We start from the raw sequence: 26,547 nt of genomic DNA, 5'->3' as shown, positions 1-26,547 counted from the left end.
GCCGCGCAGAAAGTTCTGTCCGGGCGGCACGGGGTGCGGGGGTGCTGGGTAGGCTCCCATGTCATGGAGCATGAGGTGTACGTTCCGTTTCCCGTCGGGACCGTGCGGCAGGCGCTCACCGAGCCGGAGCGGGTGGCGCGCTGTGTCCCGGGAGTCCAGCTCGACGCCGATGCCGCCCCCCGGACCCCGGTGGGCAGGCTGCGGCTGCGTATCGGAAGCTCCACCATCACTTATCGCGGCACGCTGACGGTCAGTGCCGCCGCCGAGGACGACGGGTCCGGCGACGGCGGTCCGGGCGACCGCGGCACGGGCGGCGATGCCGCGGGCGATGCGGCCGCCGTGGTCACCGTCGAGGCGAAGGGCACCGAGACACGGGGCGACGGGTCGGTCGCGCTGACCCTGACCGTACGGCTCTCGCCGGCCACCGAACCGGGTCCCGGGACGACGCTGGCCTGTTCGGGCACGGTCCATGGCGACGGCCGGCTCGCCGAGGCCACCGACCAGGCGGCCCGGACCGCCGGCCGCAGGCTGCTGGACCGCTTCGCGGAGAACCTGGCGGCCGATCTGCGGCAGCGTCCGGTGACGGGGCGGACCGGCGACGGCCCTTCGGCCGGGGGCACCGCCGATGCGGCCGGGCCGGGGGTCTTCGGCACGGAGGTGCCGCCGTCGTCCCTGGAGCCGGGCAGTGACGAGGGCCCGGACGGTGAGGAAGGCGCCGGGGAGGCGGCGGGCCTCGGTGAGGCGGCCGGGGACGTCGGGGATCTCGATGCGGGGGACGCCGAGGACGTTTTCCGCGCGGCGCCCGACGGGCACCCCGAGCACGCCTACGGTCACGATCCGGACGGCCTCGCCCCCGCCGAGGCCGCGCACGCCCGCCGGACGATGATCGGGCGCAGCGCGGAGGAAGTCGACCACGCCCCGCCGCGCGGGCGGTACGCACCGGTGCCCGCGCCCGAACCGCACGGCCCCTCGGTGGCCCTGCGCTGGGCGGCGCCCGCCGCCGCCGTGGTGCTGGCGTCCGCCGTGGTCGTCGGCCGGGTGCTGCGCCGGCGGCGCTGACCCCGTCGTTCACCGGCCGGCCGCGCGCCGTCCCGGCGTTCCGCGTCGTCCCCGCGCCCCGTCCCGGCGTCCCGCGCCGGGGGCCGACGCACCGTTAGGGTCGGTCCCGTGAGTACCGACAACACCACGCGGAACGCGGCGCCGGACCAGGCGTCACCAGGCGTACGGCTGGCCGCCGGAGAGACCGAAGTGACCGTTCGTCCGGACCACGGCTGCCGGATCGCCGGCCTGCGGGTGGGCGGTACGGAGCTGCTGCGGCAGGGCGACAGGTACGGCTGTTTCCCGATGGTTCCATGGTGCGGCCGGATCGCGCACGGCCGGTTCCGCAACGGGGGCGAGCTGCACCAGATGCCCCTCAACGCCGCGCCGCACGCCATCCACGGCACCGGCCGCAACGTCCGCTGGCGGACCGCGCGTTCGAGCGCCACGGAGGCGGTCTTCACCTACGACCTGGCCGATCCGGCGGCGCCCTGGCCGTATCCGGGGCGGGTGACCCAGGTCGTCGAGCTGGCCGCGGACGGTGGCTCGCTCACCCTCACCCTGTGCGTCGAGGCGACCGGCGACTCCTTCCCCGCGCAGGCCGGATGGCACCCCTGGTTCCTGCGGAACCTCGGCGAGGGCGGCGCGGACGCACGGCTCGACTTCACGGCCGAATGGCAGGAGGAGCGGGGCGCGGACCACCTCCCGACCGGCCGGCGGATTCCGCCGCAGCCGGGGCCCTGGGACGACTGCTTCGGGATGCCGCAAGGGGTCGAGGCCACCCTCACCTGGCCGGACCGGCTGGAGCTGACGGTCAGCAGCCGTGGCGAGTGGGTCGTGGTCTACGACGAGCAGGAGGCCGCGGTCTGCGTCGAGCCGCAGTCCGGCCCGCCGAACGGCCTCAACACCCTGCCGCGCCTGGTCACGCCCATCGACCCGCTGGAGATCTCCACGACCTGGAGCTGGCGGAGCCTGTCGCCGGGCACCGCCTGAGGGCCGGCCCGGAACGACCGTCTGAGGACCCTCGTCGTGCGCCTGCCGCGGCGGTGCGGGCGCCTGCCGCGGGGCCCTGTGCGCCTGCCAGGGGTGGCGGGGCAGCCCGTAAGCTCGTGCGCATGAGTGACGACGTGCGCGGCGAGCTGCTGCAGCAGATCAAGGACAAGGCCGTGGTGCACGGCAAGGTGACGCTTTCCTCCGGCAAGGAGGCCGACTACTACATCGACCTGCGCCGGATCACCCTGGACGGCGAGGCCGCGCCGCTGGTCGGACAGCTGATGCTGGAGATCACCGCCGACCTCGACTACGACGCGGTCGGCGGGCTGACGCTCGGTGCCGACCCGGTCGCGACCTCGATGCTGCACGCCTCCGCCGCGCGCGGCGGCCGGCTGGACGCGTTCGTGGTCCGCAAGGCGCAGAAGGCGCACGGTATGCAGCGCCGTATCGAGGGTCCGGACCTCAAGGGCCGCCGGGTGCTGGTCGTCGAGGACACCTCCACCACCGGCGGCTCCCCGCTGACCGCCGTCGAGGCGGCGCGTGAGGCGGGCGCCGAGGTCGTTGCGGTGGCAACGATCGTCGACCGGGGCGCCGCGTCCGCGATCGCGGAGGCCGGAGTCCCCTATATCACCGGCTACCAGCTCGGCGACCTCGGCCTGAGCTGACCGGGTCCGAGGACCGCGGGAAATCCGGCAGAACCGCGCTGAACTGCGGCTTTACCGAGGGGCGGCTGGTTTCACGTGAAACCGGCCGCCCACACTGCGGGACGGCCGGGCGCGGGATGTGGAGCAATCCGCCGAGTCTGGGAAGATGTGCTCGGCGAAGTCCTCGCCCCCTGGTCAGGGCCAAGAAAGCACACCCGCACACCTGAAGGAGCGGACAGATGCCCATCGCAACCCCCGAGGTCTACAACGAGATGCTTGACCGGGCGAAGGCAGGAAAGTTCGCCTACCCGGCCATCAACGTCACCTCGACGCAGACGCTGCACGCCGCGCTGCGTGGGTTCGCCGAGGCGCAGAGCGACGGCATCATCCAGATCTCCACCGGTGGTGCGGAGTTCCTGGGCGGCCAGTACAACAAGGACATGGTGACCGGCGCGGTCGCGCTCGCCGAGTTCGCGCACGTCGTGGCCGAGAAGTACGACGTCACCGTCGCGCTGCACACCGACCACTGCCCCAAGGACAAGCTCGACGGCTATGTCCGCCCGCTGCTGGACATCTCCGCGGAGCGCGTGGCCAAGGGCCAGAACCCGCTGTTCCAGTCCCACATGTGGGACGGCTCGGCCGAGAACCTGGCCGACAACCTGGCCATCGGCCAGGAACTGCTCGCCAAGGCCGCCGCCGCCAAGATCATCCTTGAGGTCGAGATCACCCCGACCGGTGGCGAGGAGGACGGCGTCACCCACGAGATCAACGACGAGCTCTACACCACGGTCGACGACGCGCTGCGCACCGCCGAGGCGCTGGGCCTGGGCGACAAGGGCCGCTACCTGCTCGCCGCCTCCTTCGGCAATGTCCACGGCGTCTACAAGCCGGGCAACGTCGTGCTCCGCCCCGAGCTGCTGAAGGACCTGCAGGAGGGCGTGGGCGCCAAGTACGGCAAGGCCGCCCCGTTCGACTTCGTCTTCCACGGCGGCTCCGGCTCCACCCCGGAGGAGATCGCCACCGCGCTGGAGAACGGCGTGGTCAAGATGAACCTGGACACCGACACCCAGTACGCCTTCTCCCGCCCGGTCGCGGACCACATGTTCCGTAACTACGACGGCGTGCTGAAGGTCGACGGCGAGGTCGGCAACAAGAAGGCCTACGACCCGCGCAGCTGGGGCAAGCTGGCCGAGGCAGGGATGGCCCAGCGCGTCACCCAGGCCTGCGAGAACCTGCGCTCCACCGGCACCAAGATCAAGTAAGCGCGGCCGGCCGCACGGCCGGTCCCGCTGCGCACCGAGGCTCCGCATCCGCCGTGATGCGGAGCCTTCGGCGTGCCCGGACCCGGTGGTGGCCGCCGTGCGCCCAACCCGGTGCCCGCCGTGCGCCCGACTCGGTGCCTGCCTGTGCCCGGACCCGGTGCCTGCCGTGTGCTCAGGGCGGGCGAGCGGGCGCGGATACGGGCATGCTCGCGGTATGAGCGAACCGAGTGCGCCCGGCGGGGTCCGGCTGGCCTCGGCACAGGGCCGGTGGGTGCTGGCGACGGCCGTGCTGGGGTCCGGCATGGCGATGCTGGACAGCACCGTCGTCAATGTCGCCCTGCCCAGGATCGGCAAGGACCTCAACACGGACCTGGCGGTCCTCCAGTGGACCGTCACCGCCTACATGCTCACCCTCTCCTCGCTGATCCTGCTGGGCGGCGCCCTCGGCGACCGCTTCGGCCGGCGCCGGGTGTTCGTGATCGGCGTGGTGTGGTTCGCCGCTGCCTCGCTGCTGTGCGGGCTCGCGCCGGGCGCCGGGGTGCTGGTCGCGGCCCGGGCCCTGCAGGGCGTCGGCGGGGCGCTGCTCACCCCCGGCTCGCTGGCTCTGATCCAGGCCGTCTTCCACCCCGAGGACCGGGCGCGGGCGGTCGGTGCCTGGTCGGGGCTCGGTGGTGTGGCCGCGGCGGTCGGCCCGTTCATCGGCGGCTGGCTGGTGGACGGGGCGGGCTGGCGCTGGGTGTTCTTCCTGAACGTGCCGCTGGCGGCGGTGTGCGTACCGGTGGCGCTGCGGCACGTCCCCGAGACCCGGGAGCGGGACGCCCGCGAGCGCCGCGGCTTCGATGTGTCCGGCGCGGTGCTGGGGGCGCTGGCGCTGGCCGGGGTGACCTATGCGCTGATCGCCGCCCCGGGCGGGGGCGCGGGGCCCGGCGTGATCGTCCCGGCGGCGGCCGGGGTGCTGCTCGGGGTGCTCTTCGTCCATGCCGAGCGGCGGCGGAAGGATCCGATGCTGCCCCCGGCGATCTTCGGCATCCGGCTGTTCTCGGCCGTCAACGCCGTGACGGTGTGCGTCTACGCCGCGTTCGGCGGCTTCTTCTTCCTCGCCGTGCTCCAGCTCCAGGTCGTGGTGGGGTACTCGGCGCTGCAGGCCGGTACCGCGCTGCTGCCCACCACCGTGCTGATGCTGCTGCTGTCCGCCCGCTCGGGCCAGCTGGGGCAGCGCATCGGGCCGCGGATTCCGCTCACCGTCGGACCGCTGCTGTGCGCCGCGGGGATGCTGCTGATGACGCGGGTGGGCCGGGGCGCCTCGTACTTCGCCGATGTGCTGCCCGCGCTGGTGGTGCTGGGCGCGGGCATGGTGACGCTGGTCGCGCCGCTCACCTCGACCGTGCTGGCGTCGGTGGACGTGGACCGGGCGGGCCTGGCCAGTGGCATCAACAACGCGGCGGCGCGGGCCGCGAGCCTGATGGCGGTGGCCGCGCTGCCGCTGCTGGCGGGCATCGGCCCGGAGGCCTACCGCTCGGCGGACGCATTCGGCGCGGCCTTCCGGCGGGCCATGCCGTTGTGCGCGGGCATCCTGGTGCTCGGCGCGCTGATCGCCGTGCTGACCGTACGCGCCAATGTGCTGCGCGCCGCACCGGGTGCCGAGGAGCCGTGCCGGGCGGAGACGACCTACCACTGCGGGGTGAGCGCACCGCCGCTGGATCCGGGCGAGACCACGGTCCGGCGGGTCCAGCGGCTGCCGCGCGGCGGGGGACAGCCGGGCCGGCCGGCCGAGGGGGACGCGCCTTAGGAGCCCGGACCAGGCCTCCGGGCCCGTAGCCGCGCCCCAGCCGCCAGCCGCCGGCACCCACCCGGGCCGCCGGCACGCCCCTCTCCCCAGGCCGCCGGCACGCCCATATCCGCTCCGTCCCGCCCCGTCCGCCGCACTCCCAGGGGCAAGATCCCGGCTGCCGCCCGCCCCGCCCCGGCGACCAGGCAGACTGGGGAGCATGGCCATTCACGAGAACCTGCTCGGGGGACCGCCCCCGACCCATCTGCCCGACGACCCGGAACCCCGCGAACTGCTCGCCTCGGGCACGGCGCCGTCCGACGTCGCCGCGAAGTACCCCACCTCCTCCCTGGCCTGGGCCCAGCTCGCGGACGACGCCTTCGAGCAAGGCCGGGTCGTGGAGTCGTACGCCTACGCCCGCACCGGTTACCACCGCGGCCTGGACGCGCTGCGCCGGGCCGGCTGGAAGGGCCACGGCCCGGTGCCGTTCGAGCACGAGCCCAACCGCGGCTTCCTGCGGGCGCTGCACGCCCTTGCCCGCGCCGCCCAGGCGATCGGTGAGCAGGAGGAGTACGAGCGCTGCTCGACCTTCCTGCGGGACTCCTCGCCGACCGCGGCCGACACCCTCAGCTGAGGGGCTGCCACCGGTTCTCCCCGCAGTAAGGGCCGTCGCCCTCCCGCGGGGAGCCGGGCAAGATCAATGGGCCGGCCGCGTGATCGCGGTCGGCCCTTGCGCGGTCGCTGCCCAGCACGGATCATTTCCAGTGGGCCGGGTCATCCCGCGCCCGAGGGGACCGGGGCTCCCGAGCCGACGAGGAAGGGGCGGACCGCTACCCGGTAGTTCGCACCTGAGGAGTCCCTCATGTCGCAGCCGTCTCCCACCGACCCCGTGGACAGCGCCTCGACCGCACCCGCAGCGGGCCCCGCACCGGCCGGCACCGCCGAGCCCGACCCGCCGTTCGCCCCGGATCTCAGCATCGGCAGCAGCGGTACGACCCCGTACGAGGACTACGTCCAGGCGGACGTCCTCACCCACCTGCAGCACCCGCTCTCCGACGACCCCGGCGAGATGGTCTTCCTGGTCACCACCCAGGTCATGGAGCTGTGGTTCACCGTCATCGTCCATGAGTGGAGCACCGCCGCCGCGGCGCTGCGCCGCGACGACCTGGCGGAGGCAAAGGAGGCGCTGCGCCGCTCCACCTACGAGCTGGAGGCGCTGAACGCCGCCTGGAAACCGCTCGCCCGGCTGACCCCGGCGCAGTTCAACGCCTACCGCAGCGCGCTCGGCGACGGGTCCGGCTTCCAGTCCGCCATGTACCGGCGGATGGAGTTCCTGCTCGGCGAGAAGTCCGCGTCGATGCTGGTGCCGCACCGCGGCGCCGCGCGGGAGCACGCCGAACTGGAGAAGGCCCTCCAGGAGCCGAGCCTGTGGGACGAGGTGCTGCGGCTGCTCGCCCGCCGCGGCCATGCCGTGCCCGAGGCCGTCCTCCGGCGGGACCCCGCGCTGCGCTACGAGGCCGACCCGGCCGTCGAGGCCGTCTGGGCCGAGATCTACGCCGGGCCGCAGGATTCCGACCTCGTCCGGCTCGGCGAGGCGCTGACCGATGTGGCCGAGCTGGTCTGGCGCTGGCGTAACGACCACCTGGTCGCGACCCGGCGGGCCATGGGGGCGAAGATGGGCACCGGTGGTTCCGCGGGGGTGGCCTGGCTGGAGAAGCGGGCCCGCAAGAATGTCTTCCCGGAGCTGTGGACGGCGCGCAGCCATGTCTGAGACCCCGGAATTCCCCGACCACGCCGGCCTTCAGGAGCCGTCCGGCGCCCGCGAGCATGCCGCGCGGGCCGCGGAGCGGGACGCCGCCGACCCGCTCGCCGCGATCCGTGACCGCTTCGTCCTCGACGCCGCACCCGATCACGCCTCCGGCGACGCCGGGGTCTACCTGGACGGCAACTCCCTCGGCGCGCTGCCCCGTACGGTGCCCGGCCGGATCGCCGATGTCATCGCCCGCGAATGGGGCGAGCTGCGCATCCGGTCCTGGACCGAGTCCGGCTGGTGGACCGCGCCCGAGCGGGTCGGCGACAAGATCGCGCCGCTGATCGGAGCGGCACCGGGCCGGGTGGTGGTCGGCGACTCGACCAGCGTCAACCTCTTCAAGGCCGTGGTGGGCGGCGTCCGGATGGCCGGCAAGGGCTGTACGGAGATCCTCGTCGATGCCACGACCTTCCCGACCGACGGCTATATCGCCCGGTCAGCGGCCCGGATGACCGGTCTCGCGGTGCGCCCGGTCGAGCCCGCCCGGATCGCCGACGAGGTCACCGAGCGGACCGCGCTGGCGCTGGTCAACCACGTCGACTACCGCACCGGACGGCTCCACGACCTGCCCGGCATCACCCGCGCGCTGCACTCCGCGGGCGCGCTCGCCGTCTGGGACCTGTGCCACAGCGCCGGGGCGCTGCCGGTCGGCCTCGATGCGCACCACGTCGACCTCGCCGTGGGCTGCACGTACAAGTACCTCAACGGCGGCCCGGGTGCGCCCGCCTACCTCTACATCCGCGAAAGCCTCCAGGAGCGGTTCGAATCGCCGCTGCCGGGCTGGAATTCGCACGGCGATCCGTTCGCCATGGACCCCGCGTACGTCCCCGCCGAGGGCATCGCGCGCGGCCGTGTCGGCACCCCCGACATCCTGTCGCTGCTCGCCCTGGAGGCGGCGCTGGAGGTCTGGGACGGGGTGTCCATCGAGGCCGTACGCACCAAAAGCCTCGCCCTGACCGACTTCTTCCTGGAGTGCGTGAACACCTACGTACCGCCGGGCCGGGCCCGCTCCGTCACGCCGTACGACCACCGGCGGCGCGGCAGCCAGGTGTCGCTGGAGTGCTCCCCCGCGGCGGAAGAGGTGATGGACGAGCTGATCCGGCGCGGGGTGGTCGGCGACTTCCGCCGGCCCGACGTGCTGCGCTTCGGCTTCACCCCGCTCTACACCTCGTTCGCGGACGCCGAGCGGGCGGCGTGGGTGCTCGGCGAGGTGCTGAGGGCGCTGCCCGAGGTCGAGTCCGGGGCGGCCGGGGCCGGCGGGTGAGCGCGGCGGACGAGGAGGCGGCGCTGCTGGGGCTGGCCCCGGTGGCGCCGGACCGGACGGTGGCGTACGGGCCGCATCCGGACCAGATCGTCGACCTGTACCTGCCGTGGGCGGCCGAGGACACGTGGGCGGCCGAGGACACGTGGGCGGCCGAGGGCGAGCGGGCGCCCGTGGGCGAGCGGGTGGCCGACGGCGAGCGGAGGACGGACGAGGCGAGGGCGGCCGACGGGGCACCGGCGCAGGGGGCCGGGCCCCCGCTGGTCGTCCTCCTGCACGGCGGCTTCTGGCGCGCCGCCTACGACCGCCGCCATCTGTCGCCGCTCGCCGCCGCACTGGCCACGCAGGGACTGCCGGTCGCGCTCGCCGAGTACCGCAGGGTCGGTGCGGGCGGCGGGGCGCCGCAGACCTTCGACGATGTGACGGCGGGCCTCGCGGCGGCGGTGCGCGAGCTGCCGGGGGGCGGGTACCCGGTGCTGGCCGGCCACTCCGCGGGCGGCCAGCTCGCGCTGCTCGCCGCCGCCCGCCCCGGCACCCGCGTCTCCCGTGTCCTCGCCGTCGCACCGGTCGCCGACCTCGCCCGCGCCCATGCGCTGGGCCTGAGCAACGGCGCGGTCGCCGAACTGCTCGGCGACGGGCCCGGCCTCGCGGAACGGATCGCCGCTGCCGACCCGGTGTGCCACCCGCCCGCCGGCGTCCCGGTCACGATCCTGCACGGCACCGATGACCCGGACGTCCCGATCGACCTCTCCCGCCGCTACGCCGCACACAGCCCCGGCACCACGGACCTGCGCGAGCTGCCCGGCGTCGGTCACTACGGCCCCGTCACCCCCGGCAGCCCCAGCTGTCACACACTCTTCGCCCAACTGCGCCGGACCTGTAGTACTTGAGGCGGACCTCGGCAGATCCCCACTGGTGGGGACGCCCCGGGGCCCGTCGTTGCTTACCTTTGTCAGCGTGAACGACACCACCCAGACGCAGAGCCACCTGCGTTCCGAGGCCCGGATAGCCCACGGGGCACTGCACCGGCTGCGCCAGGACCTGTTCGTCGGCGCCTTCGCCTTCCGCCCGATGCCGCCGCTGGAGGACGCCAAGGTGTCCCGGTGGCTGCCCTTCCTGCCGCAGCGGCTGCGGCACTGGGCGCGCTGGCTGCCGCACTTCGCCGTCGGCTTCTTCTCGGTGTGCGTCTTCCTGGCGACCCTCGCCGACGCCGACGGCGGCGGCTCGCTGCGCGGCCTCCTGGTCACCGGCTTCAGCGCCGTGGTCGCCGCGGGCCCGCTGCTCACGCTCTTCCGCCCGGTGGGCGCCTACTGGCTTTCGCTGGGCGCGTTCGTGCTGTCGGTGCTCGTCTACGCGGGCTTCTCGTCCCCGTACGTCAGCGTCTTCGGACAGTCGTCCTTCCCCACCCACCTCGCCGTGATGGTCCTCGTGGTGCTGCGCACCCGGCCCCGGCTGGCCATCGAGATGTGGCTGGTCACCTTCGCCACGGCGGCCGTGATCACGGCGTCCCTCGGGAGGGAGCCGGGCGATGTGCCGCCGATCGCGGTGTTCTGCGGGGTGGTGCTGGCCTGCGCCGCCGCGATCCGCGCCTGGCGTGAGGAGCGCCGGCAGGTCGTCGAGACGCTGACCGCCACCGCGGAGGAGCGCTCCCGGCGCACGCTCCTGGAGGAGCGCGCCCTCATCGCCCGTGAGCTGCACGATGTGGTCGCCCACCACATGTCCGTGATCGCCATCCAGGCCGAGGCGGCGCCCTACCGCGTCAAGGACACCCCGCCCGAGCTCGCCACGTCCTTCGCGACGATCCGGGAGAACGCCGTCGCCGCGCTCGCCGAGCTGCGCCGCATCCTCGGTGTGGTCCGCTCCGCCGACCCGGACGCCTTCGCCGAGAACGATCCGGAGGCCCCGCAGCCGACGCTCGCCAGCCTCGACGCGCTGCTCGCCAGCGTCCGCAGCGCCGGGCTGACCGTCGAGGCGGTGACCACCGGTGCGCCCCGGCCGCTGCCGCAGGGCGTGGAGCTGTCCGCGTACCGGATCGTGCAGGAGGGGCTGAGCAATGCGCTGCGGCACTCGCCGGGCGCCGAGGCCCGGGTGGAGATCTCCTATGTGCTGGGCGGGCTGGGCGTACGGATCGTCAACGGTCCGCCGAGCCGCCTCGCCAAGCCCTCGCCGGGCGCGGGCCACGGGGTGCTGGGCATGCGGGAGCGGGTACAGATGCTGGGCGGCGAGATGACGGCCGATCACACCGAGGACGGCGGCTTCGAGGTCGCGGCGTTCCTCCCGGTGGTGCGCACGGCGGGCGAGAACACGGTGGGGGGCAAGGCATGATCCGGGTACTGATCGTCGATGACCAGGTGATGGTCCGCGAGGGCTTCTCCGTCCTGCTCAACGCCATGCCGGACATCGAGGTCGTCGGGGAGGCGGTGGACGGCCGGCAGGCGGTGCACAAGGTCGCGGTCCTCAAGCCCGATGTCGTCCTGATGGACATCCGGATGCCGGAGATGAACGGTCTGGAGGCGACCCGCGAGATCGTGGCCGCCGACGCGGACGCCAAGGTCCTGGTGCTGACCACCTTCGACCTGGACGAGTACGTCTACCAGGCGCTGCGCTCCGGGGCCAGTGGCTTCCTGCTCAAGGACGCCTCGGCCGGCCAGCTCGCCGACGGCGTCCGCATCGTCGCCTCCGGCGAGGCGCTGCTCGCCCCCACCGTCACCAAGCGCCTGATCTCCGAGTTCTCCCGTCTCGGCACCCCCCGCGCCCCCGCCCAGGAGCGCATCGCCGATCTCACGGAGCGCGAGACCGAGGTCCTGGTGCTGGTGGCCCAGGGCCTGTCGAACGGCGAGATCGCCGAGCACCTCGTCGTGGCCGAGTCGACGGTGAAGACGCATGTCAGCCGGATATTGGTGAAGCTGGGGCTGCGCGACCGCACTCAGGCGGCGGTGTTCGCGTACGAGGCGCGGCTGGTGACACCGGGGGGCTGAGGCCCGCGGCGGCGAGTGGCGGGGCGCACGGCGCGGGCCGCCGGCGGGCGGTGCCCGGCCGGCGGCCCGTCACCTCAGGCCCTACGGCTGGGGGACCTCCCGCACCAGCCTCGACGTCCAGGGACACCAGACCAGGCCGGGCAGGAACGGCCCGCCGGCCTCGTCCAGATGCTCTTCGACATAGGGCGTGGTGGCGTCACAGACCTCGATGGCGAAGTCGAAGAAGTCGATGGTTTCCGGACGGAGATGGAAGCTCCAGCGCCAGTTGTACGGGGCGGGGCGCTTCTCGATCCTGCCGATGACATGCGGCTCGGAGTGGGACGCGCCGCTCAGCAGGTCCCGGGCGTGCTGGATCTTGCGGGGGTCGGTGAGCTTGATGACGAATTCCTCGCGGGTGACGTCGGTCATCACGAAGTAGGCCGCCGATGCGTCCCCGGTGCGGTGTGCGGCGTCGCTCGCCTGCTTGCCCTGGGCGGGCCCGGCCGCCGCGACGGCGAGCAGTGCTGCCGCCGCCAGCATGCCGATCTTGGTGGTGATGCGTGGCATGAACCCCTCCGGTGCCGCGGGCCGTGGTCACGGCCGTGCATACGGAAAGTAACCGGAGCGTCACGCATTGCTCCAGAGTTACTACGGGTTAACGCGCGGGCAGGTGAAATCGCGAGGAGTGACTGGCCGTCGGGGGATTTCTGTGCTCTGTCCACACCCTGTGGGCAGAGCGCGCCGGCTCCGCACCCGCACAGGCCCGCCGGCCCGCCCCGCCCTGCGAGCGGAATCCTGGCCCGACCGGCCGTGCGAGCCAGATCCCGGGATCGGTGCGGTACGAGCGGGACCCCGGGCTCGGCGTCGTACGAGCGGTATGCCCGCCCGGCGCCGTACGGCAGAACGCCGGCCCGGCGCTCAGCCCGAGCCCGCGCTCACCCCCGGGGCAGCTGGAGCCGCCAGGCCCCCGGCTGCAGGGTCCAGGTACGGGTCCTGACCGGCCCGCCGACGACCGCATCCGCCCGGTAGTGGAAGTCCGCGCCGGACACCGTCACCGCCCGCGCCCGGGTCCGTACCGGCCGGGCCCCGTCCGGCCAGTGCACCACCACCTCGGCCAGCGCGTCCTGGGCCCCGGGCCGCAGCCCGTCCGCTCCCGCCCGTCCGCCGGGCGCCACCGACACCCCGCGCACCGGCCGGTCCAGATCCGCCAGCAGCACCCCGTCCGCCTCGATCCGCAGCCGCTGCCCCGGCACCCGTGCGCGCCGCCCGCCCAGCCCGGCGGCCGGCGCGGCCAGCAGCGACAGCGCCGTACGGGCGGTCCGCGCGGCCGGCTGCCACCACGGCCGGTGTCCGTCGAGGCCGCCCGCCGGGCCGTCCGGCGCCTCCACGGCCTCCCGCGGATCCGCCGGGGTCACCGCGGAGGCCGCCGCCGGCACATACACCCCGCCGCCCTGCCGGGCCGCCGCGCTCCCGCAGGGGATCCGCAGCCCGCCGAGCACGATGCCGTCGCTGTCGTCCGTGAGCAGGTCCCGCGCCCGCTCTCCGCCGTCCAGGACGGCGCGCGCGGCGGCCACCGGGTCCGTGGGGACGCCCAGCGCGCGGCTCAGCGCCACGGCGGCCGGAGCGCCCACCGGGACCATCGACAGCGGCACCGCGGCCAGCTCGCGTTCCTTGTGCAGCAGGCCCACCACCCGCAGCAGCGCCCGGTCGTCACCGATCACCACCGGCCGCCGGTGGCCGCGCCGGGCCAGGACCCGGGCGAATTCCTCCGGCCCTTCCGGAAGGCAGATTTTCGCCCCCGCGCCCGCACACAGGACATCCTTCGCGATCCGCACGGACTCGCCGTCCGTACTGCGGGCGAGCGGGTCGATGACCACGAGCAGGGGGTGCCCCCGGACGGAGTCCACGGGAAAGTGCCCAGAAGGCTGCGCCGACACCTCGGTCCTTCCTCAGGTAGCATCTCGGTGCAAGAGCCCCTTGCGCTATTGCGCCAGGGGCTTCGTCTATTCCGGGGCACCGGTCCGATGTCTCCAGCGATGACGTGCGCGTGAACACGCAACGCCACGGCATCCACGCACGTTGGACATGCCCCGCCCGGAAGGGGTGTACGCCTGTGCCCGCACTTGTGCTGCTCGGTGCTCAGTGGGGTGATGAGGGCAAGGGAAAGGCCACCGACCTGCTCGGTGGGTCCGTTGACTATGTGGTGCGCTACCAGGGCGGCAACAACGCCGGCCACACGGTCGTCGTCGGCGACCAGAAGTACGCGCTGCACCTTCTCCCTTCCGGAATCCTCTCGCCGGGGTGCACCCCGGTCATCGGCAACGGTGTCGTGGTCGACCCGGCGGTCCTGCTCTCCGAGCTGAGCGGACTCAACGAGCGCGGCGTCGACACGTCCAAGCTGCTGCTCAGCGGTAACGCGCACCTGATCACGCCGTACAACATCACCGTCGACAAGGTGACGGAACGGTTCCTCGGCAAGCGGAAGATCGGCACCACCGGGCGCGGCATCGGCCCGACCTACGCCGACAAGATCAACCGCGTGGGCATCCGGGTGCAGGACCTCTACGACGAGTCGATCCTCATGCAGAAGGTCGAGGCGGCCCTGGAGGTCAAGAACCAGCTCCTGTCCAAGCTCTACAACCGCCGCGCCATCGAGGCCGGCCAGGTCGTCGAGGAGCTGCTGGGCTACGCCGACAAGATCAAGGGCTATGTCGCCGACACCACCCTGATCCTCAACAAGGCGCTCGACGACGACAAGGTGGTCCTCTTCGAGGGCGGCCAGGGCACGCTGCTGGACATCGACCACGGCACGTACCCCTTCGTCACGTCCTCGAACCCGACCGCGGGCGGCGCCTGCACGGGCGCCGGCGTCGGCCCCACGAAGATCAACCGCGTCATCGGCATCCTCAAGGCCTATACGACGCGCGTCGGCGCCGGTCCGTTCCCGACCGAGCTGTTCGACGAGGACGGCGAGGCGCTGCGCCGGATCGGCGGCGAGCGCGGGGTCACCACCGGCCGCGACCGCCGCTGCGGCTGGTTCGACGCGGTCATCGCCCGCTACGCCACCCGCGTCAACGGCCTGACCGACTTCTTCCTCACCAAGCTCGACGTGCTCACCGGCTGGGAGCAGATCCCGGTCTGCGTGGCCTACGAGATCGACGGCAAGCGCGTCGAGGAGCTGCCCTACAGCCAGTCCGACTTCCACCACGCGAAGCCGGTCTACGAGACGCTGCCGGGCTGGTCCGAGGACATCACCAAGGCGAAGTCCTTCTCCGACCTGCCGAAGAACGCCCAGGCCTACGTCAAGGCCCTGGAGGAGATGTCCGGCGCCCCGATCTCCGCGATCGGCGTCGGCCCCGGCCGCGACGAGACGATCGAGATCAACTCGTTCCTGTCCTAGCCACACCCCGCGGGGTCTCCGGGGACCTGGCGGCGGACGGCGACAAACAGCCGCGCACCTACTCCGCTCTGGAGTAGGTGCGCGGCTGTTTGTCGCCGTCCAGGAACTCGCGGTGCAGGGTGCCGTCGCCGTTCAGGCGGAGGAGGGAGCTGCTGCCCGGGGCGCAGCCGGGGGCGGGCCGGTCGACGACCGAGGGGCCGACGGTCAGTTGGCCGCCCTTTGCGGAGTAGAGGTCGGCATGCGCCGTGCAGCGGCCGCCGCGGCCTGCGACAACGAGGGTCAGGACCGTGCTGCCCACCGGGGCCCGCTTGAGGGTGAGCCGCCGGCTTCCGTAGCCGTCGGCGTCCGGCTGCTGCCAGGTGCCGAGGTAGCCGTCGGGGACGGACTCCTCGGCCGGGGCGGTGCGGTGCAGCGTCGCGGTGCGGCCGGCCGCCGCCCAGGTCAGGGTGCCGCCGTCGCCGGCTTCGAGGGTGTGCTCGCCCAGCGCGGCACAGCGGCCCTCGGGCACGGACCGTACGACCGTGGTGTCCAGCCGGAGCGCCGGATGCCCGTGGTGCGCCGTGACGGACACCAGCTTGGCGTCGCTGCGGCACTCATAGGTCGTGCCGAGGCTGGTGCTGTTGGCGACCACCTCGCCGGCCTTGCCGTTGATGATCACGAACCGGCGCTGCCCCCCGGTGGGTTCCCCGTCCCGCAGCACCGGGCCCGACCAGGTGCCGACGAAACGTGCGGGGATGTCGGACGGGCTCTCGCCGGCATCCGCGCCGCCGCTCAGCAGCGGGACCGCGACGGCGGTGGCGGCGGCCGCGGCGACGGCGGTGGCGAGGAGGGGGAGCCAGCGGGGGCGGCGGGACCGGGACGGTGCCGCCTCGGCCGGGGGAGCGGGCGTGGGAGGGGGCGTGACCCTGGTGGACGAGAGTGTCGGCGGCTGGCCGCCGGGCGGGGTGTCGGTGTCCAGGAGGCGTACGGCGTGCTGTCCCAGGCGCGCGAGCAGGTCGGCCGGCAGCCAGGGGGCGGCCGAGGGGCCGCCGGGCACCGGCCCCATGCGGTCGGCGATCTCCCCGGGGGTGGGCCGCGCTGCCGGGTCCTTGGCCAGGCAGTCCTGGATCAGGCCGCGGATGCCGTCCGGCGCCCCCGTCAGCTCGGGCTCCTCCTGGGCGATCTTGAACATCACGGCGTGGAAGCCCGAGTGGATATTGCCGAACGGCTGCCGCCCGGTCGCCGCGTACGCCAGCACCGACCCCACGCAGAAGACGTCGCTGGCCGGGCCGGCGCGTAGCCCCCGTACCTGCTCGGGCGACATGAAGCTGGGCGAGCCGAGCACCGTGCCGGTGCGGGTCCGGGTCCGGTCCCCGACCGCGTCCAGGGCCCGCGCGATGCCGAAGTCGATGACCCGCGGCCCGTCGATGGTCAGCAGCACATTGGACGGTTTGAGGTCGCGGTGCACCAGGCCGACGCCGTGGATGTCGCGCAGCGCGCAGGACAGCCCGTACGCCAGCCGCCGCAGCGAATACTCCGGCAGGGGGCCCGGGTTGCGGATGGGGCCGTAGGTGCCGCCGACGACCTCGCTCAGGGTGGGGCCCGCGATATAGCCGGTGGCGACCCATGGGATCGCGGCCTCGGTGTCGGCGTCCAGCACCGGCGCGGTCCACCGGCCGCCGACCCGCCGCGCGGCCGCGACCTCGGCCCGGAAACGGTCCCGGAACTCTTCCTCCACGGCGAGTTCGGCCTTCACCAGCTTCACGGCGACGGTCCTGCCGCCCTCGGAACGGGCGAGGTAGACCCGCCCCATTCCGCCGCTGCCGAGACGGCTGAGCAGCCGGTAGTCCCCGATCCACTGCGGATCGTCGGCCGTCAGCCCCCGCAGGCCGTCCATCCGGGCGCCCTCCCCCGTCTCGTGGTGTGCCTGAGGCGCGTTCCGGCAGCAGGCGTGCTCCGAGCGTAGGCGGCCGGGGATCGCGCCAGGGCCGGGGGATCGTCACGACGGGGGAACAATCGGTGCCCGGACGGGAGCGAGGGGCGTGACGGGGCGCGGGAAGGGGAGCGCGGCCGTCAGCTCCTACGGGCCGTCAGCTCCTCTTGTCGGACGGCAGCTTGCGGTACGTCAGCGCCTTCCCGTCGTCGGAGGTGCGGCGCAGCTTGCCGTTCACCATCTCCAGGGTGCTCGCCGAGCCCGGGGAGCAGCCGTCCGGCCCGGAGACCACGGTGGAGGGGCCGAGGCGGACCGGCGGCCCCGTATTCGACAGGGCGGCGGCGAACTCACAGCGGTAGTCCGCCCCGGTCGCCGTCATCGTCAGCACGATGTCACCGGGCTTGCCCTGCGCGAGGGTGAAGCGCCGGACCTCGTCGTGGGAGTCGCCCAGCCTCGCCTCCCACGTGCCCAGGTAGTTGGCGGGAAGCCTGCCCTTCGCGGACTCCGCCGTCCTCCGGGCGCCGCTGCCGCCCGCGTCGCCGGCGTCCGTCGAGCGCAGGCCGCTGCCGTCCGCGCTCATCAGGGCGTACGCGGCGACCGCACCGGCCCCGGCGAGCACCAGCGCGGCCGCGGTGACCAGGGCGGCACCGGCCCCGCGGCGGCGCGACGGCTTACCGGCCGGGGCGGGGACCGACGCCGCGTCAGGGTGCGGTGCCGTGGCGGCGGGTGAGTACGCCGCCGGGCCCCGGGACGGCGGTGGCGGCGTGGCCGGGGCGCGGCCCGGTGCCGAGGGGGTGGGCACGACGGCGGTGGGCGGCTCCCCGTCCCGGGCGGTGTCCCGGTTCTGCGGGTTCTCCGCCGCCAGCAGTTCCACGGCGTGCCGCCCCAGCCGGGCGGTCAACGCCCCCGGCAGCCACGGCTCGTCGTCCGCTCCCGGCCGGCCCCCGCCACCGCTGCCGCCCTCCGCCTGCGCCACCAACTGCGCGGGCGTGGGCCGCTGTGCGGGGTCCTTGGCGAGCGCGCCGGCGATCAGCCCGCGCAGTCCCTCGGGCACCGCGGAGAGGTCGGGCTCCTCCTGGGCGATGCGGAACATCACCGCGTGCGCGAGGCTGTCGGCCGTCCCGAACGGCGCTCGCCCGGTCACCGCGTACGCCAGCACGGCACCGAGGCTGAAGACGTCGCAGGCCGGGGTCAGCGGCGCGCCGCGCACCTGCTCCGGCGACATGAAGCCCGGCGAGCCGATCGCCCCGCCGGTATGCGTCACGCCGTGGCCGGACACCGCCTCCAGGGCCCGCGCGATGCCGAAGTCGATGACCCGCGGCCCGTCGATGGTGAGCAGCACGTTGGAGGGCTTGAGGTCGCGGTGGATGATTCCGGCGGCGTGGATCGACCCCAGCGCGCGGGCCAGCCCGGCGGCCAGGATCCGTACCGTCCGCTCGGGCAGCGGGGTGCCGCTGCCGCCGACGACCTGCTGCAGGGAAGGCCCCGCGATATAGCCCGTGGCGAGCCAGGGGGTCTCGGCCTCGGTGTCCGCGTCCAGTACGGGCGCGGTCCACTCCCCGGCGACCTGCTGGGCCGCCCGCACCTCCCGCCGGAAGCGTGCCCGGAACTCCTCCTCACCGGCCAGCTCCGCCCGCACCAGCTTGACCGCGACCGTACGGCCGCGGTCCGAACGGGCCAGGAACACCCGCCCCATGCCGCCCTCGCCGAGCCGCCCGAGCAGGCGGTAGTCCCCGATCCGCGGCGGATCCTGTGCATCCAGCGGCATCAGCCCCGCCGGCCCGTCCGCGCGCCCCAGCAGCCGCTGCCACCCCAGTCGCCCCGCTTGTCCTGGCCGTTCCACGATCTTCCGCCCCTTCCCCCCGAATCCGCCCCCCGGGAGAGTGGGCGGGCCGCCTGTGCTGCCCGCGCCGCCTCCTCCGCGTGAGGATATCGAGCGCCCCCCGGCCCCCGGCAGGCCGCGGGCCCGTCATGCCTCCGCAGCCGGCGGCACCCGGGGCCCCGGCCAACTCGTCCCGCGCCGCGCAGCGTTCCGGCAGCACCGCCATGAACCGCCCGCCCGTGGCCGGGATGCGACGTTCCCGGATGTCTTTTTCCGCGTCCCGGAACTTTCCCGGAACTTTCCGGAGACGAGGATCGTCGTACGCGTACCTCGACGACCACCGCGACCCCGGCCCGCCCTCGGCTCCGCCCGCGACACCACGCCGACAGCCGGACATCGGGACCGCAAGGGAACCGATACGGAACAACGACGGAACAGCGCGCCCCCCCGGCCCCGCACGCCCCTTCTCTCGCCCTTCAACCGCCAAGGAGACCGTGTGATTCCCGCCGTACGCGCCCTCGCCCGTGCCGCCATGGCCGCACGCCCGGTACCGCTCGCCGACGTCCAGGCGCGGGCCGAACTCCTCGCCCGTTTCGACCGCCGCTACCTCGTCCCGGTCGAGGTCTTCGCCGCCTTCGCGGCCGAACTCACCGACCACCGCAGGCCGGGCGGCCCGTTCGCGGCGCTGTGCATCAACGGACGCCGCTGGTTCCGCTACCGCTCCCTCCACTACGACACCCCTGACCTGCGTTCCTTCCACGACCACCGGCAGGGTCTGCCACTGCGCTACACGATCCGCGAGCGGCACTACGAGGACATCGGGCAGCGGCAGTTCGAGGTCAAGCTCACGGGACGGCGCGGCGAGACGGTCAAGCACCGGCAGCCGCTGCTGCCGGGCGACCCGGCACTCGGCGCGGCCCCGCGCGGCTTCCTCACCGCCGTACTGGACCGCGCCTACGGCCTCCCGGCCCCCACCGACCTCGACGGCGCCCTGGAGACCGACTACACCCGCGCCACCTTCGTCGCGGACGGCCGGCGCATCACCTGTGACGCCGCGCTGCGCTGCCGGGACCCGGAGTCCGGCCGCACGGTACGCGCCGACGGCGGACTGGTCCTCGTCGAGATCCGGACCGCCGGCCGGCTGACCGACGCGGACCGGCTGACCGACGCGGACCGGCTGACCGACGCGGACCGGCTGCTGCACGGCCACGGCGTCCGGGCCGCCGCCTTCACCCGCTACTGCGGCGGACTGTCGGCCCTGCGCCCGGACCTGGCCGCCGACCACTGGCGCCAGGCGGTACGGACGGCTTTTCCCACGGCCGCCTGACCACCCGGTCCGTGCCACGGGCCACGGCAGCCGGCAGCCCACGATTCTGGACAGAATGTCCGCGCGTCGTGGGTGGAGTCACACACAGTGTCGGTACCGCCCGGCGGACCGTGATCCCTACGCTGAGGGCGTTCGCCGCGACCGTTCCACGGCGGACCCGAGCGACCCGATCCGAGGTACTGACCGTGACCACGACGCCCTCCGCCTCCGCCGACCCGTCAACCGGCGCGGCCGTCAAGGCCGCCGACCGCGCGCACGTCTTCCACTCCTGGTCCGCGCAGGGCCTGATCGACCCGCTGCCGATCGCCGGCGCCGAGGGCGCGTACTTCTGGGACTACGACGGCAACCGCTACCTCGACTTCTCCTCGCAGCTGGTCAACACCAACATCGGCCACCAGCACCCCAAGGTCGTCGCGGCGATCCAGGAGCAGGCCGCCAAGCTGTGCACCATCGCGCCCGGATTCGCCGTGGACGTACGGTCCGAGGCCGCGCGGCTGGTCGCCGAGCGCACCCCCGGCGACCTCGACAAGATCTTCTTCACCAACGGCGGCGCGGAGGCCGTGGAGAACGCGGTCCGCATGGCCCGCCTGCACACCGGCCGCGCCAAGGTGCTCTCCGCCTACCGCTCGTACCACGGCGCCACCGCCACCGCGATCAACCTGACCGGCGACCCCCGCCGCTGGCCCTCCGACACCGCCTCGGCCGGTGTCGTCCACTTCTGGGGCCCGTTCCTCTACCGCTCGGCCTTCCACGCCGAGACGGAGGAGCAGGAGTGCGAGCGCGCCCTCGCGCACCTCGAGCAGACCATCGCCTTCGAGGGGCCGCAGACGATCGCGGCGATCGTCCTGGAGACCATCCCCGGCACCGCCGGGATCATGGTCCCGCCGGCCGGCTACCTCGCCGGGGTCCGGGAGATCTGCGACCGCCACGGCATCGTCTTCATCCTCGACGAGGTGATGGCGGGCTTCGGCCGTACGGGCAAGTGGTTCGCCGCCGACCACTTCGGCGTCACCCCCGACCTGCTGACCTTCGCCAAGGGCGTCAACTCCGGCTACGTCCCGCTGGGCGGCGTCGCGATCAGCGCCGAGATCGCCGCGACCTTCGACCAGCGCCCCTACCCGGGCGGTCTGACCTACTCAGGACACCCGCTGGCCTGCGCCTCCGCCGTTGCCACCATGAACGCGATGGCCGAGGAGCGGATCGTGGAGAACGCCGCCGAGATCGGCGAGAAGGTCATCGGCCCCGCGCTGCGCGAGATCGCCGAGCGCCACCCGTCCGTCGGCGAGGTCCGCGGCCTGGGCGTCTTCTGGGCGCTCGACCTGGTCCGCAACAAGGAGACCCGCGAGCCGCTGGTCCCCTACAACGCCGCCGGTGCCGCGGGCGCCCCGATGGCCGAATTCGCCGCGGCCTGCAAGCGCGGCGGCCTGTGGCCGTTCGTGAACATGAACCGGACGCATGTCGTCCCGGCCTGCACCATCACCGAGGCCGAGGCCAAGCAGGGCCTGGCCGCCCTCGACGAGGCCCTGACGGCGGCCGACGCCCACACCGTCTGAGCCCCCCGGGCGACGCCGCCGGAGGCGGAACCGCAGGTCACGGACGTGTCGTCCGGCGGACCGACGGTAACCTCGGGCGGCAACGCGGTACGGCCCTCGCCTATCGTGGGCGGGGGCCGCTCCCACCTGCGCGGTCAGGGACGTCGAAGGAGACGCACACGATGGCTGCCGCCGGAGACAGCTCGGTCATACGACGCAGCACCCTGCGCCAGCAGATCGCCGACGCGCTGCGCGACGAGGTCCTGGCCGGCCGGCTGCCGTCCGGCCATCCCTTCACCGTCAAGGAGATCGCCGAGCAGTACGGCGTCTCCGCCACCCCCGTGCGCGAGGCGCTGCTCGACCTCTGCGCCCAGGGCCTGCTCGACGTCGAACAGCACCGCGGCTTCAAGGTGCACGCCTTCACCGCCGATGACTTCCGCGCCATGGTCGAGGCCCGCACCCTGATCATCGAGGGCATCTTCCGCAGCGGCGCCGACCAGGCCCTGCGGGATACCCCCGCCGAGGTGCTGATCTCCGTCCGGCGCCGCGCCGACGAGGCCGAACGGGCCGCGCGGGGCGGCGACCTGGACGTCCTGATCGGCTACGACCTGCGGTTCTGGCGCGAACTGAGCAGCATCGTGAACAACGCCTACATCAGCGACTTCCTGGACCGGATCCGCGTCCAGACCTGGATGTTCGCGGTGCCGCTGCTGCGCCGCGAGGGCGACCTCAAGGGGCATCTGTGGCAGGGCCACAGCGCGCTGGCCGACGCCCTGCTGCGGCACGACCTGCCCGCGGCCCAGCGGCTGATCGCCGAGTACAACGAGCACTCCCTCACTCTCGTCGGAACGCGCGGGTAGCACTACGCTGTCCCGACCATCGGCCGTAATGGGCCGTACCCGTAGCTGTACGTGCGCCGGTGTCCCCGTCCCCGACCGGAAGCGAGCCCACACTCGTGGCATGTGACCTGTGGCTGGTACCCCTCGTCGATGTGCTGTGCCACAGCCCCGACAACCCGTTCTCCGAAGAGATCGCCGCCTACGACAAGGCCCTGACGGAAGCGGGTCTGCCACCGGTCCCGGTCTTCAGCTATATGCCCGGCCTGTCCGGTGACGTCGCCCCGGTCGCCGGTTTCGACTACGACGCACTGCACTTCCTGCGCCGCGCCTACCTGCTGCGACTGTGCAACCTGGAGGTGACCCCGGTCGACGAACTGGGCGGTGACTACGAGCAGTTGCTGGAGATGTTCGAGACCACCGCGCAGCAGTCCCATCTCGTGTGGCACTACGACCACGCCGGCGCCTACGTCCCGGTCGACTTCCCGCACCCGCTCGCCAACGACGAACTGCTGGAGGGCGGCGGCCCGCTGGGCTCCTCGCACGGTCTGCTGCGCGACCTCGAACTCGTTGCGCCATCCCTCGGCATCGATCCGGCCAATCCGCCGGCCGCCCCCGCCCCGCCGGCCGGCCCCACCTCCCTGGAGGAGCGGGCGGGCGCGGTCCCCCTGGACGACAGCCCGTTCGCCCGGGAACGGCATGTATGGCTCGGCCTGCACGCGGCCGCCACCCGAAGCCTGGGCCAAGGCTCCATGATCGTCTTCAGCTGACCCGCACCACCGGCATCCCACCCACGGGCCGTCCCCACCCACCACCTGATCTCCACCCACCCACCCACGGGAGGGGACGGGCCGGAGGGGCCTGGTGTGTGGGCTTTGCTTCCGAAGGCTCCAAGAAAGAGCAAAGGCGGAGCGCAGCGGAGCGTAAAGCGAAGCAGTCCACACACCAGGCCCCGGAGGCCCGTCACCGCACCCACAAGCCCCGCGCAGCGGACCCGGCCCGCCGCAGGGGTACCTCCCACGCCCTTCAGGCAGTGGGGGAGCAACGGCGGGCGCACCGCGCAGCGGGCGAAAAACGGCGAGCAACCCCCACGGCGGGAAAGGCAAAAACGTGGGAAAAGCAAGCGCGCTCAACGCGCCTCCGGCGGCCGCTGCCGCGGCATATTCGGCCGCACCCGCTCCGGCACCGCGAACCGCCCCGGCGCCCCCGGCTCCTCCCGACGCGCGTCCACGGCGGCGAATCCGCCCCCGCGCGCCGCGGCGAACCGCAGCGAATCGGCCCGGAAGTCCGCCATCCAGTCGGCCGTCTCGGCCCGTACCAGCTCCCCGAGGTCTTCGTTGAACCGCCGCAGCACGCCCAGACAGCGCTCGGCCGCCTCACCCGCCGTGCCCTCGGCCGGCCCCAGCACCTCGCGCACACCCTCCACCGCCCAGTCGAACTGCAGCGCCTCCAGCCGCCGGTGAATCGCCTGGGCGGTCGCCAGGTCCCGCATCCAGCCTGCGGTCAGCCCGAAATACCGGTCGCAGCCCACACACACCGCCGCCAGCAGCAGCGACAGAGCGCCCCAGGGCGCCCCGCCCGGCCAGATCCCGGCCAGCTCCAGCAGCGGGAGCACCCCGCCCGCCGTCACCCCGGCGGCGGCCCCCACCCGCAGCATCCGCGCGCCGTGGCGCTTGGCCCGCCGGCCGCGCAGATACCAGTCGGCGCTGCGCAGCGCGCCCTCCTCGCACCAGAGATAGAGCGCGTCCAGGCGGTCGGCCGGCTCCCCCCAGTCGCCGAGCGGAAAGGCCCGCCCCGCAAGATCCCTCCGGCCGCGGCCCCGGCTGCCGCTCTCCCGGGTGGGGCTGCCGCCCTCCCGAGGGGGCCCCTCGGGCTGCATCTCCGGATGACTCACCCGTGCACTCCCTCTCTGTCTCCACAGCCTCTGTAGCTCTCCACGGACACGTCCGGTGCGTGACGTACACGCGCGGTGCCTGCAGGACGTCCACGCGCGGCGCATCCGTGGCGTAGCGGCGCATCCGTGACACCTACGCGCGGTGCCTGCGTGACATACGAGACAGCCGTTGCGCCCGGCCCGGCCCCCTTCCTACCGCCGAACGGCTGGCGTCGGCTCCACGATCACGCCCTTTCCGCCCGGAAGTGGTGCGTGATCGGATATAAGGCGGCCGACCGCCTCACCCGAAAGAGTTGCCACCGCGACGACGCACGGTTTCCGGCCGCCCGGGCCGGTGCGCCGGCCCCGGCCCGGCCGACGTCGGGGCGGCGGGCGCTCTCGTCTAGGCTGCCACCGTGAAGGTCCTCGTCATCGGCGGCGGCGCCCGCGAACACGCCCTGTGCCGCTCTCTGTCCCTCGACCCCGACGTCACCGCGCTGCACTGCGCTCCCGGCAACGCCGGTATCGCCGAGGTGGCCGAATTGCACGGGGTCAACGCCCTCGACGGCGCGGCCGTCGCCGAACTCGCCGCCGGTCTGCAGGCCGACCTGGTCATCGTCGGTCCCGAGGCCCCCTTGGTGGCGGGCGTCGCCGACGCCGTGCGCGACCGCGGCATCCCGGTCTTCGGCCCCTCGGCCCAGGCCGCCGAGCTGGAGGGCTCCAAGGCCTTCGCCAAGGACGTGATGGCCGCCGCGGCCGTCCCCACCGCCCGCAGCTATGTGTGCACCACCCGGGAAGAGATCGACGCGGCCCTGGACGCCTTCGGCGCCCCGTACGTCGTCAAGGACGACGGCCTGGCCGCCGGCAAGGGCGTCGTGGTCACCGACGACGTCGAGGCGGCCCGGGCGCACGCCCTGGCCTGCGACCGCGTGGTCATCGAGGAGTTCCTGGACGGCCCCGAGGTCTCGCTCTTCGCGGTCACCGACGGCGTGACCGTCGTCCCGCTGCAGCCCGCCCAGGACTTCAAGCGCGCCTACGACGGGGACCAGGGCCCCAACACCGGCGGCATGGGTGCGTACAGCCCGCTGCCCTGGGCCGACCCCAAGCTGGTCGACGAGGTCATGGCCACCGTCCTGCAGCCCACCGTCGACGAGCTGCGCCGCCGCGGCACCCCGTTCTCCGGGCTGCTCTACGCGGGCCTGGCGATCACCTCCCGCGGGGTGCGGGTGATCGAGTTCAACGCGCGCTTCGGCGACCCGGAGACCCAGGTCGTCCTCGCCCGCCTCAAGACTCCGCTCGCCGGTCTGCTGCACGCCGCGGCCACCGGCACCCTCGCCACCCTCCCGCCGCTGCGCTGGAGCGACGGCGCGGCGGTCACCGTCGTCATCGCCTCCCACAACTACCCGGACACCCCGCGCACCGGCGACCCGATCGACGGCCTCGCCGACGTCGCGGAGCAGGACGGCCCCAAGGCGTACGTCCTGCACGCCGGCACCAAGCGGGACGAGAGCGGCGCGGTGCTCAGCGCGGGCGGCCGGGTGCTGTCCGTCACCGCCACCGGCTCCGACCTGACCGCCGCCCGGCAGCGCGCCTACCGCGCCGTCGGCCGGATCTCCCTCGACGGCTCGCAGCACCGCACGGACATCGCCGCCAAGGTCGCGGACGCGGGGGCAGAGGGCGTCTAGGACGCCGTCCCCGACCCGCCGGGTCGGACGGGGAGCACGCAGGCCGCACGGACGCGCCCGTCGCGGGCGTCCCGACCGCTGTGTCCGGTCCCGTCTTCGGGGGCCTCTTGGGTGACATTTCTCCTGGGGCATATGCCACATACCGTGACATATGCCCCAGTCCTCTTGCTGGAGACCGGGCCGAAGCGTCCACGGCCCATACCCGCCAGGCACGGGTTCCCGGCTTTGCCCAAAGCCATTCCATCGAGTGACCGCACCAGGTATACGGCTGACGAGGCCCACACCCCCAACTAGGGTGCGGCGCAAGCGTCCTGTGGTCACCGGGCCGGAATCCGGCACGGCTGCCCCGGCGGCGTCCGGCAAGTGGCTCACCGGCATTGCGATGTCAGTGGCCGGTGCCACAGTGGTGGTGGAGTGCCCTCGCTCC

General features: G+C 73.7%; 22 protein-coding genes. 17 read left to right on the top strand and 5 right to left on the bottom strand.

The annotated features are described in order from the left end of the window. Positions 1 to 63 precede the first annotated feature (63 nt). From CFW40_RS16350 to CFW40_RS16300, 11 genes are all read left to right on the top strand, one after another. Positions 64 to 1,059, top strand: coding sequence for a carbon monoxide dehydrogenase subunit G (locus tag CFW40_RS16350; RefSeq protein ID WP_088798588.1), 996 nt, complete (start codon positions 64 to 66; stop codon positions 1,057 to 1,059). A 108-nt stretch (positions 1,060 to 1,167) separates the two neighbouring features. Further along, positions 1,168 to 2,031 carry an aldose epimerase gene (locus CFW40_RS16345; protein ID WP_088798587.1) on the top strand — a complete coding sequence of 288 codons (864 nt, stop codon included), beginning with the start codon at positions 1,168 to 1,170 and terminating at the stop codon, positions 2,029 to 2,031. A 122-nt stretch (positions 2,032 to 2,153) separates the two neighbouring features. After that, positions 2,154 to 2,696 carry an orotate phosphoribosyltransferase gene (gene pyrE, locus CFW40_RS16340; RefSeq protein ID WP_088798586.1) on the top strand — a complete coding sequence of 181 codons (543 nt, stop codon included), beginning with the start codon at positions 2,154 to 2,156 and terminating at the stop codon, positions 2,694 to 2,696. Between the two features lie 218 nt (positions 2,697 to 2,914). Then, positions 2,915 to 3,937 carry a class II fructose-bisphosphate aldolase gene (gene fbaA / locus CFW40_RS16335; RefSeq protein ID WP_088798585.1) on the top strand — a complete coding sequence of 341 codons (1,023 nt, stop codon included), beginning with the start codon at positions 2,915 to 2,917 and terminating at the stop codon, positions 3,935 to 3,937. A gap of 214 nt (positions 3,938 to 4,151) precedes the next feature. Next, positions 4,152 to 5,726 (top strand): MFS transporter, encoded by a 1,575-nt coding sequence (locus tag CFW40_RS16330; protein ID WP_088798584.1) that lies wholly within the window; start codon positions 4,152 to 4,154, stop codon positions 5,724 to 5,726. Positions 5,727 to 5,925: 199 nt separating this feature from the next. Next, positions 5,926 to 6,339 carry a DUF3151 domain-containing protein gene (locus CFW40_RS16325; RefSeq protein WP_088798583.1) on the top strand — a complete coding sequence of 138 codons (414 nt, stop codon included), beginning with the start codon at positions 5,926 to 5,928 and terminating at the stop codon, positions 6,337 to 6,339. A gap of 228 nt (positions 6,340 to 6,567) precedes the next feature. Beyond that, positions 6,568 to 7,476 (top strand): tryptophan 2,3-dioxygenase family protein, encoded by a 909-nt coding sequence (locus tag CFW40_RS16320; protein ID WP_088798582.1) that lies wholly within the window; start codon positions 6,568 to 6,570, stop codon positions 7,474 to 7,476. Continuing rightward, the gene (kynU, locus tag CFW40_RS16315) at positions 7,469 to 8,779 is read left to right on the top strand and encodes a kynureninase (RefSeq protein ID WP_088798581.1); all 1,311 of its coding nucleotides are present in this window, start codon (positions 7,469 to 7,471) and stop codon (positions 8,777 to 8,779) included. Before CFW40_RS16320 ends, kynU begins: the two co-directional genes overlap by 8 nt. Then, a complete protein-coding gene (locus CFW40_RS16310; protein WP_256331441.1) occupies positions 8,776 to 9,666 on the top strand; it encodes a S9 family peptidase in 891 nt (296 codons plus the stop codon). The genes kynU and CFW40_RS16310 overlap by 4 nt, the downstream gene beginning before the upstream one ends. 67 nt (positions 9,667 to 9,733) lie before the next feature. After that, positions 9,734 to 11,101, top strand: a complete 1,368-nt coding sequence (locus tag CFW40_RS16305; protein WP_371127119.1) for a sensor histidine kinase — start codon at positions 9,734 to 9,736, stop codon at positions 11,099 to 11,101. Next, entirely contained in the window at positions 11,098 to 11,754 is a 657-nt protein-coding gene (locus CFW40_RS16300) for a response regulator transcription factor (protein WP_088798580.1), read from the top strand. The genes CFW40_RS16305 and CFW40_RS16300 overlap by 4 nt, the downstream gene beginning before the upstream one ends. 81 nt (positions 11,755 to 11,835) lie before the next feature. Here CFW40_RS16300 and CFW40_RS16295 read toward each other — a convergent pair whose 3' ends face one another. Both CFW40_RS16295 and CFW40_RS16290 read right to left on the bottom strand, forming a co-directional pair. Continuing rightward, entirely contained in the window at positions 11,836 to 12,300 is a 465-nt protein-coding gene (locus tag CFW40_RS16295; protein WP_088798579.1) for a calmodulin-binding protein, read from the bottom strand. Positions 12,301 to 12,668: 368 nt separating this feature from the next. Beyond that, positions 12,669 to 13,640, bottom strand: coding sequence for a hypothetical protein (locus tag CFW40_RS16290; protein ID WP_256331442.1), 972 nt, complete (start codon positions 13,638 to 13,640; stop codon positions 12,669 to 12,671). 206 nt (positions 13,641 to 13,846) lie between these two features. Between CFW40_RS16290 and CFW40_RS16285 the strand changes: the two genes are divergently transcribed. Beyond that, positions 13,847 to 15,133: an adenylosuccinate synthase gene (locus tag CFW40_RS16285; RefSeq protein ID WP_086717212.1), complete on the top strand. Its 1,287-nt coding sequence runs from the start codon at positions 13,847 to 13,849 to the stop codon at positions 15,131 to 15,133. A gap of 58 nt (positions 15,134 to 15,191) precedes the next feature. Here the strand turns inward: CFW40_RS16285 and CFW40_RS36175 are convergent, their stop codons facing one another. Together CFW40_RS36175 and CFW40_RS16270 are read right to left on the bottom strand one after the other, a co-directional pair. After that, positions 15,192 to 17,009: a serine/threonine-protein kinase gene (locus CFW40_RS36175; RefSeq protein ID WP_107446786.1), complete on the bottom strand. Its 1,818-nt coding sequence runs from the start codon at positions 17,007 to 17,009 to the stop codon at positions 15,192 to 15,194. 193 nt (positions 17,010 to 17,202) lie between these two features. After that, complete coding sequence (locus tag CFW40_RS16270; protein ID WP_256331443.1) at positions 17,203 to 18,888, bottom strand: serine/threonine-protein kinase; 1,686 nt, start codon at positions 18,886 to 18,888, stop codon at positions 17,203 to 17,205. Between the two features lie 475 nt (positions 18,889 to 19,363). Between CFW40_RS16270 and CFW40_RS16265 the strand changes: the two genes are divergently transcribed. The 4 genes from CFW40_RS16265 to CFW40_RS16250 all read left to right on the top strand — a co-directional run bounded on the left by CFW40_RS16265 (position 19,364) and on the right by CFW40_RS16250 (position 23,332). Beyond that, entirely contained in the window at positions 19,364 to 20,194 is an 831-nt protein-coding gene (locus CFW40_RS16265; RefSeq protein WP_088798576.1) for a VTC domain-containing protein, read from the top strand. Between the two features lie 185 nt (positions 20,195 to 20,379). Then, a complete protein-coding gene (locus CFW40_RS16260) occupies positions 20,380 to 21,747 on the top strand; it encodes an aspartate aminotransferase family protein (RefSeq protein WP_088798575.1) in 1,368 nt (455 codons plus the stop codon). A gap of 161 nt (positions 21,748 to 21,908) precedes the next feature. Continuing rightward, complete coding sequence (locus CFW40_RS16255; protein WP_088798574.1) at positions 21,909 to 22,586, top strand: GntR family transcriptional regulator; 678 nt, start codon at positions 21,909 to 21,911, stop codon at positions 22,584 to 22,586. Between the two features lie 95 nt (positions 22,587 to 22,681). Further along, positions 22,682 to 23,332: a hypothetical protein gene (locus tag CFW40_RS16250; RefSeq protein WP_088798573.1), complete on the top strand. Its 651-nt coding sequence runs from the start codon at positions 22,682 to 22,684 to the stop codon at positions 23,330 to 23,332. A gap of 359 nt (positions 23,333 to 23,691) precedes the next feature. On the opposite strand, the gene CFW40_RS16245 is transcribed toward CFW40_RS16250, so the two are convergent. After that, complete coding sequence (locus CFW40_RS16245; RefSeq protein ID WP_088798572.1) at positions 23,692 to 24,456, bottom strand: SLATT domain-containing protein; 765 nt, start codon at positions 24,454 to 24,456, stop codon at positions 23,692 to 23,694. A 395-nt stretch (positions 24,457 to 24,851) separates the two neighbouring features. Here CFW40_RS16245 and purD point away from each other — a divergent pair, with 395 nt between their 5' ends. Then, positions 24,852 to 26,120 (top strand): phosphoribosylamine--glycine ligase, encoded by a 1,269-nt coding sequence (gene purD, locus CFW40_RS16240; RefSeq protein WP_088798571.1) that lies wholly within the window; start codon positions 24,852 to 24,854, stop codon positions 26,118 to 26,120. Positions 26,121 to 26,547 lie beyond the last annotated feature (427 nt).

The sequence above is a fragment of the Streptomyces sp. 2114.4 genome (assembly GCF_900187385.1).
In the GTDB taxonomy this organism is placed as follows: Bacteria; Actinomycetota; Actinomycetes; order Streptomycetales; family Streptomycetaceae; genus Streptomyces; species Streptomyces mooreae.
This window is presented reverse-complemented; position numbering and strand designations above follow the sequence as displayed.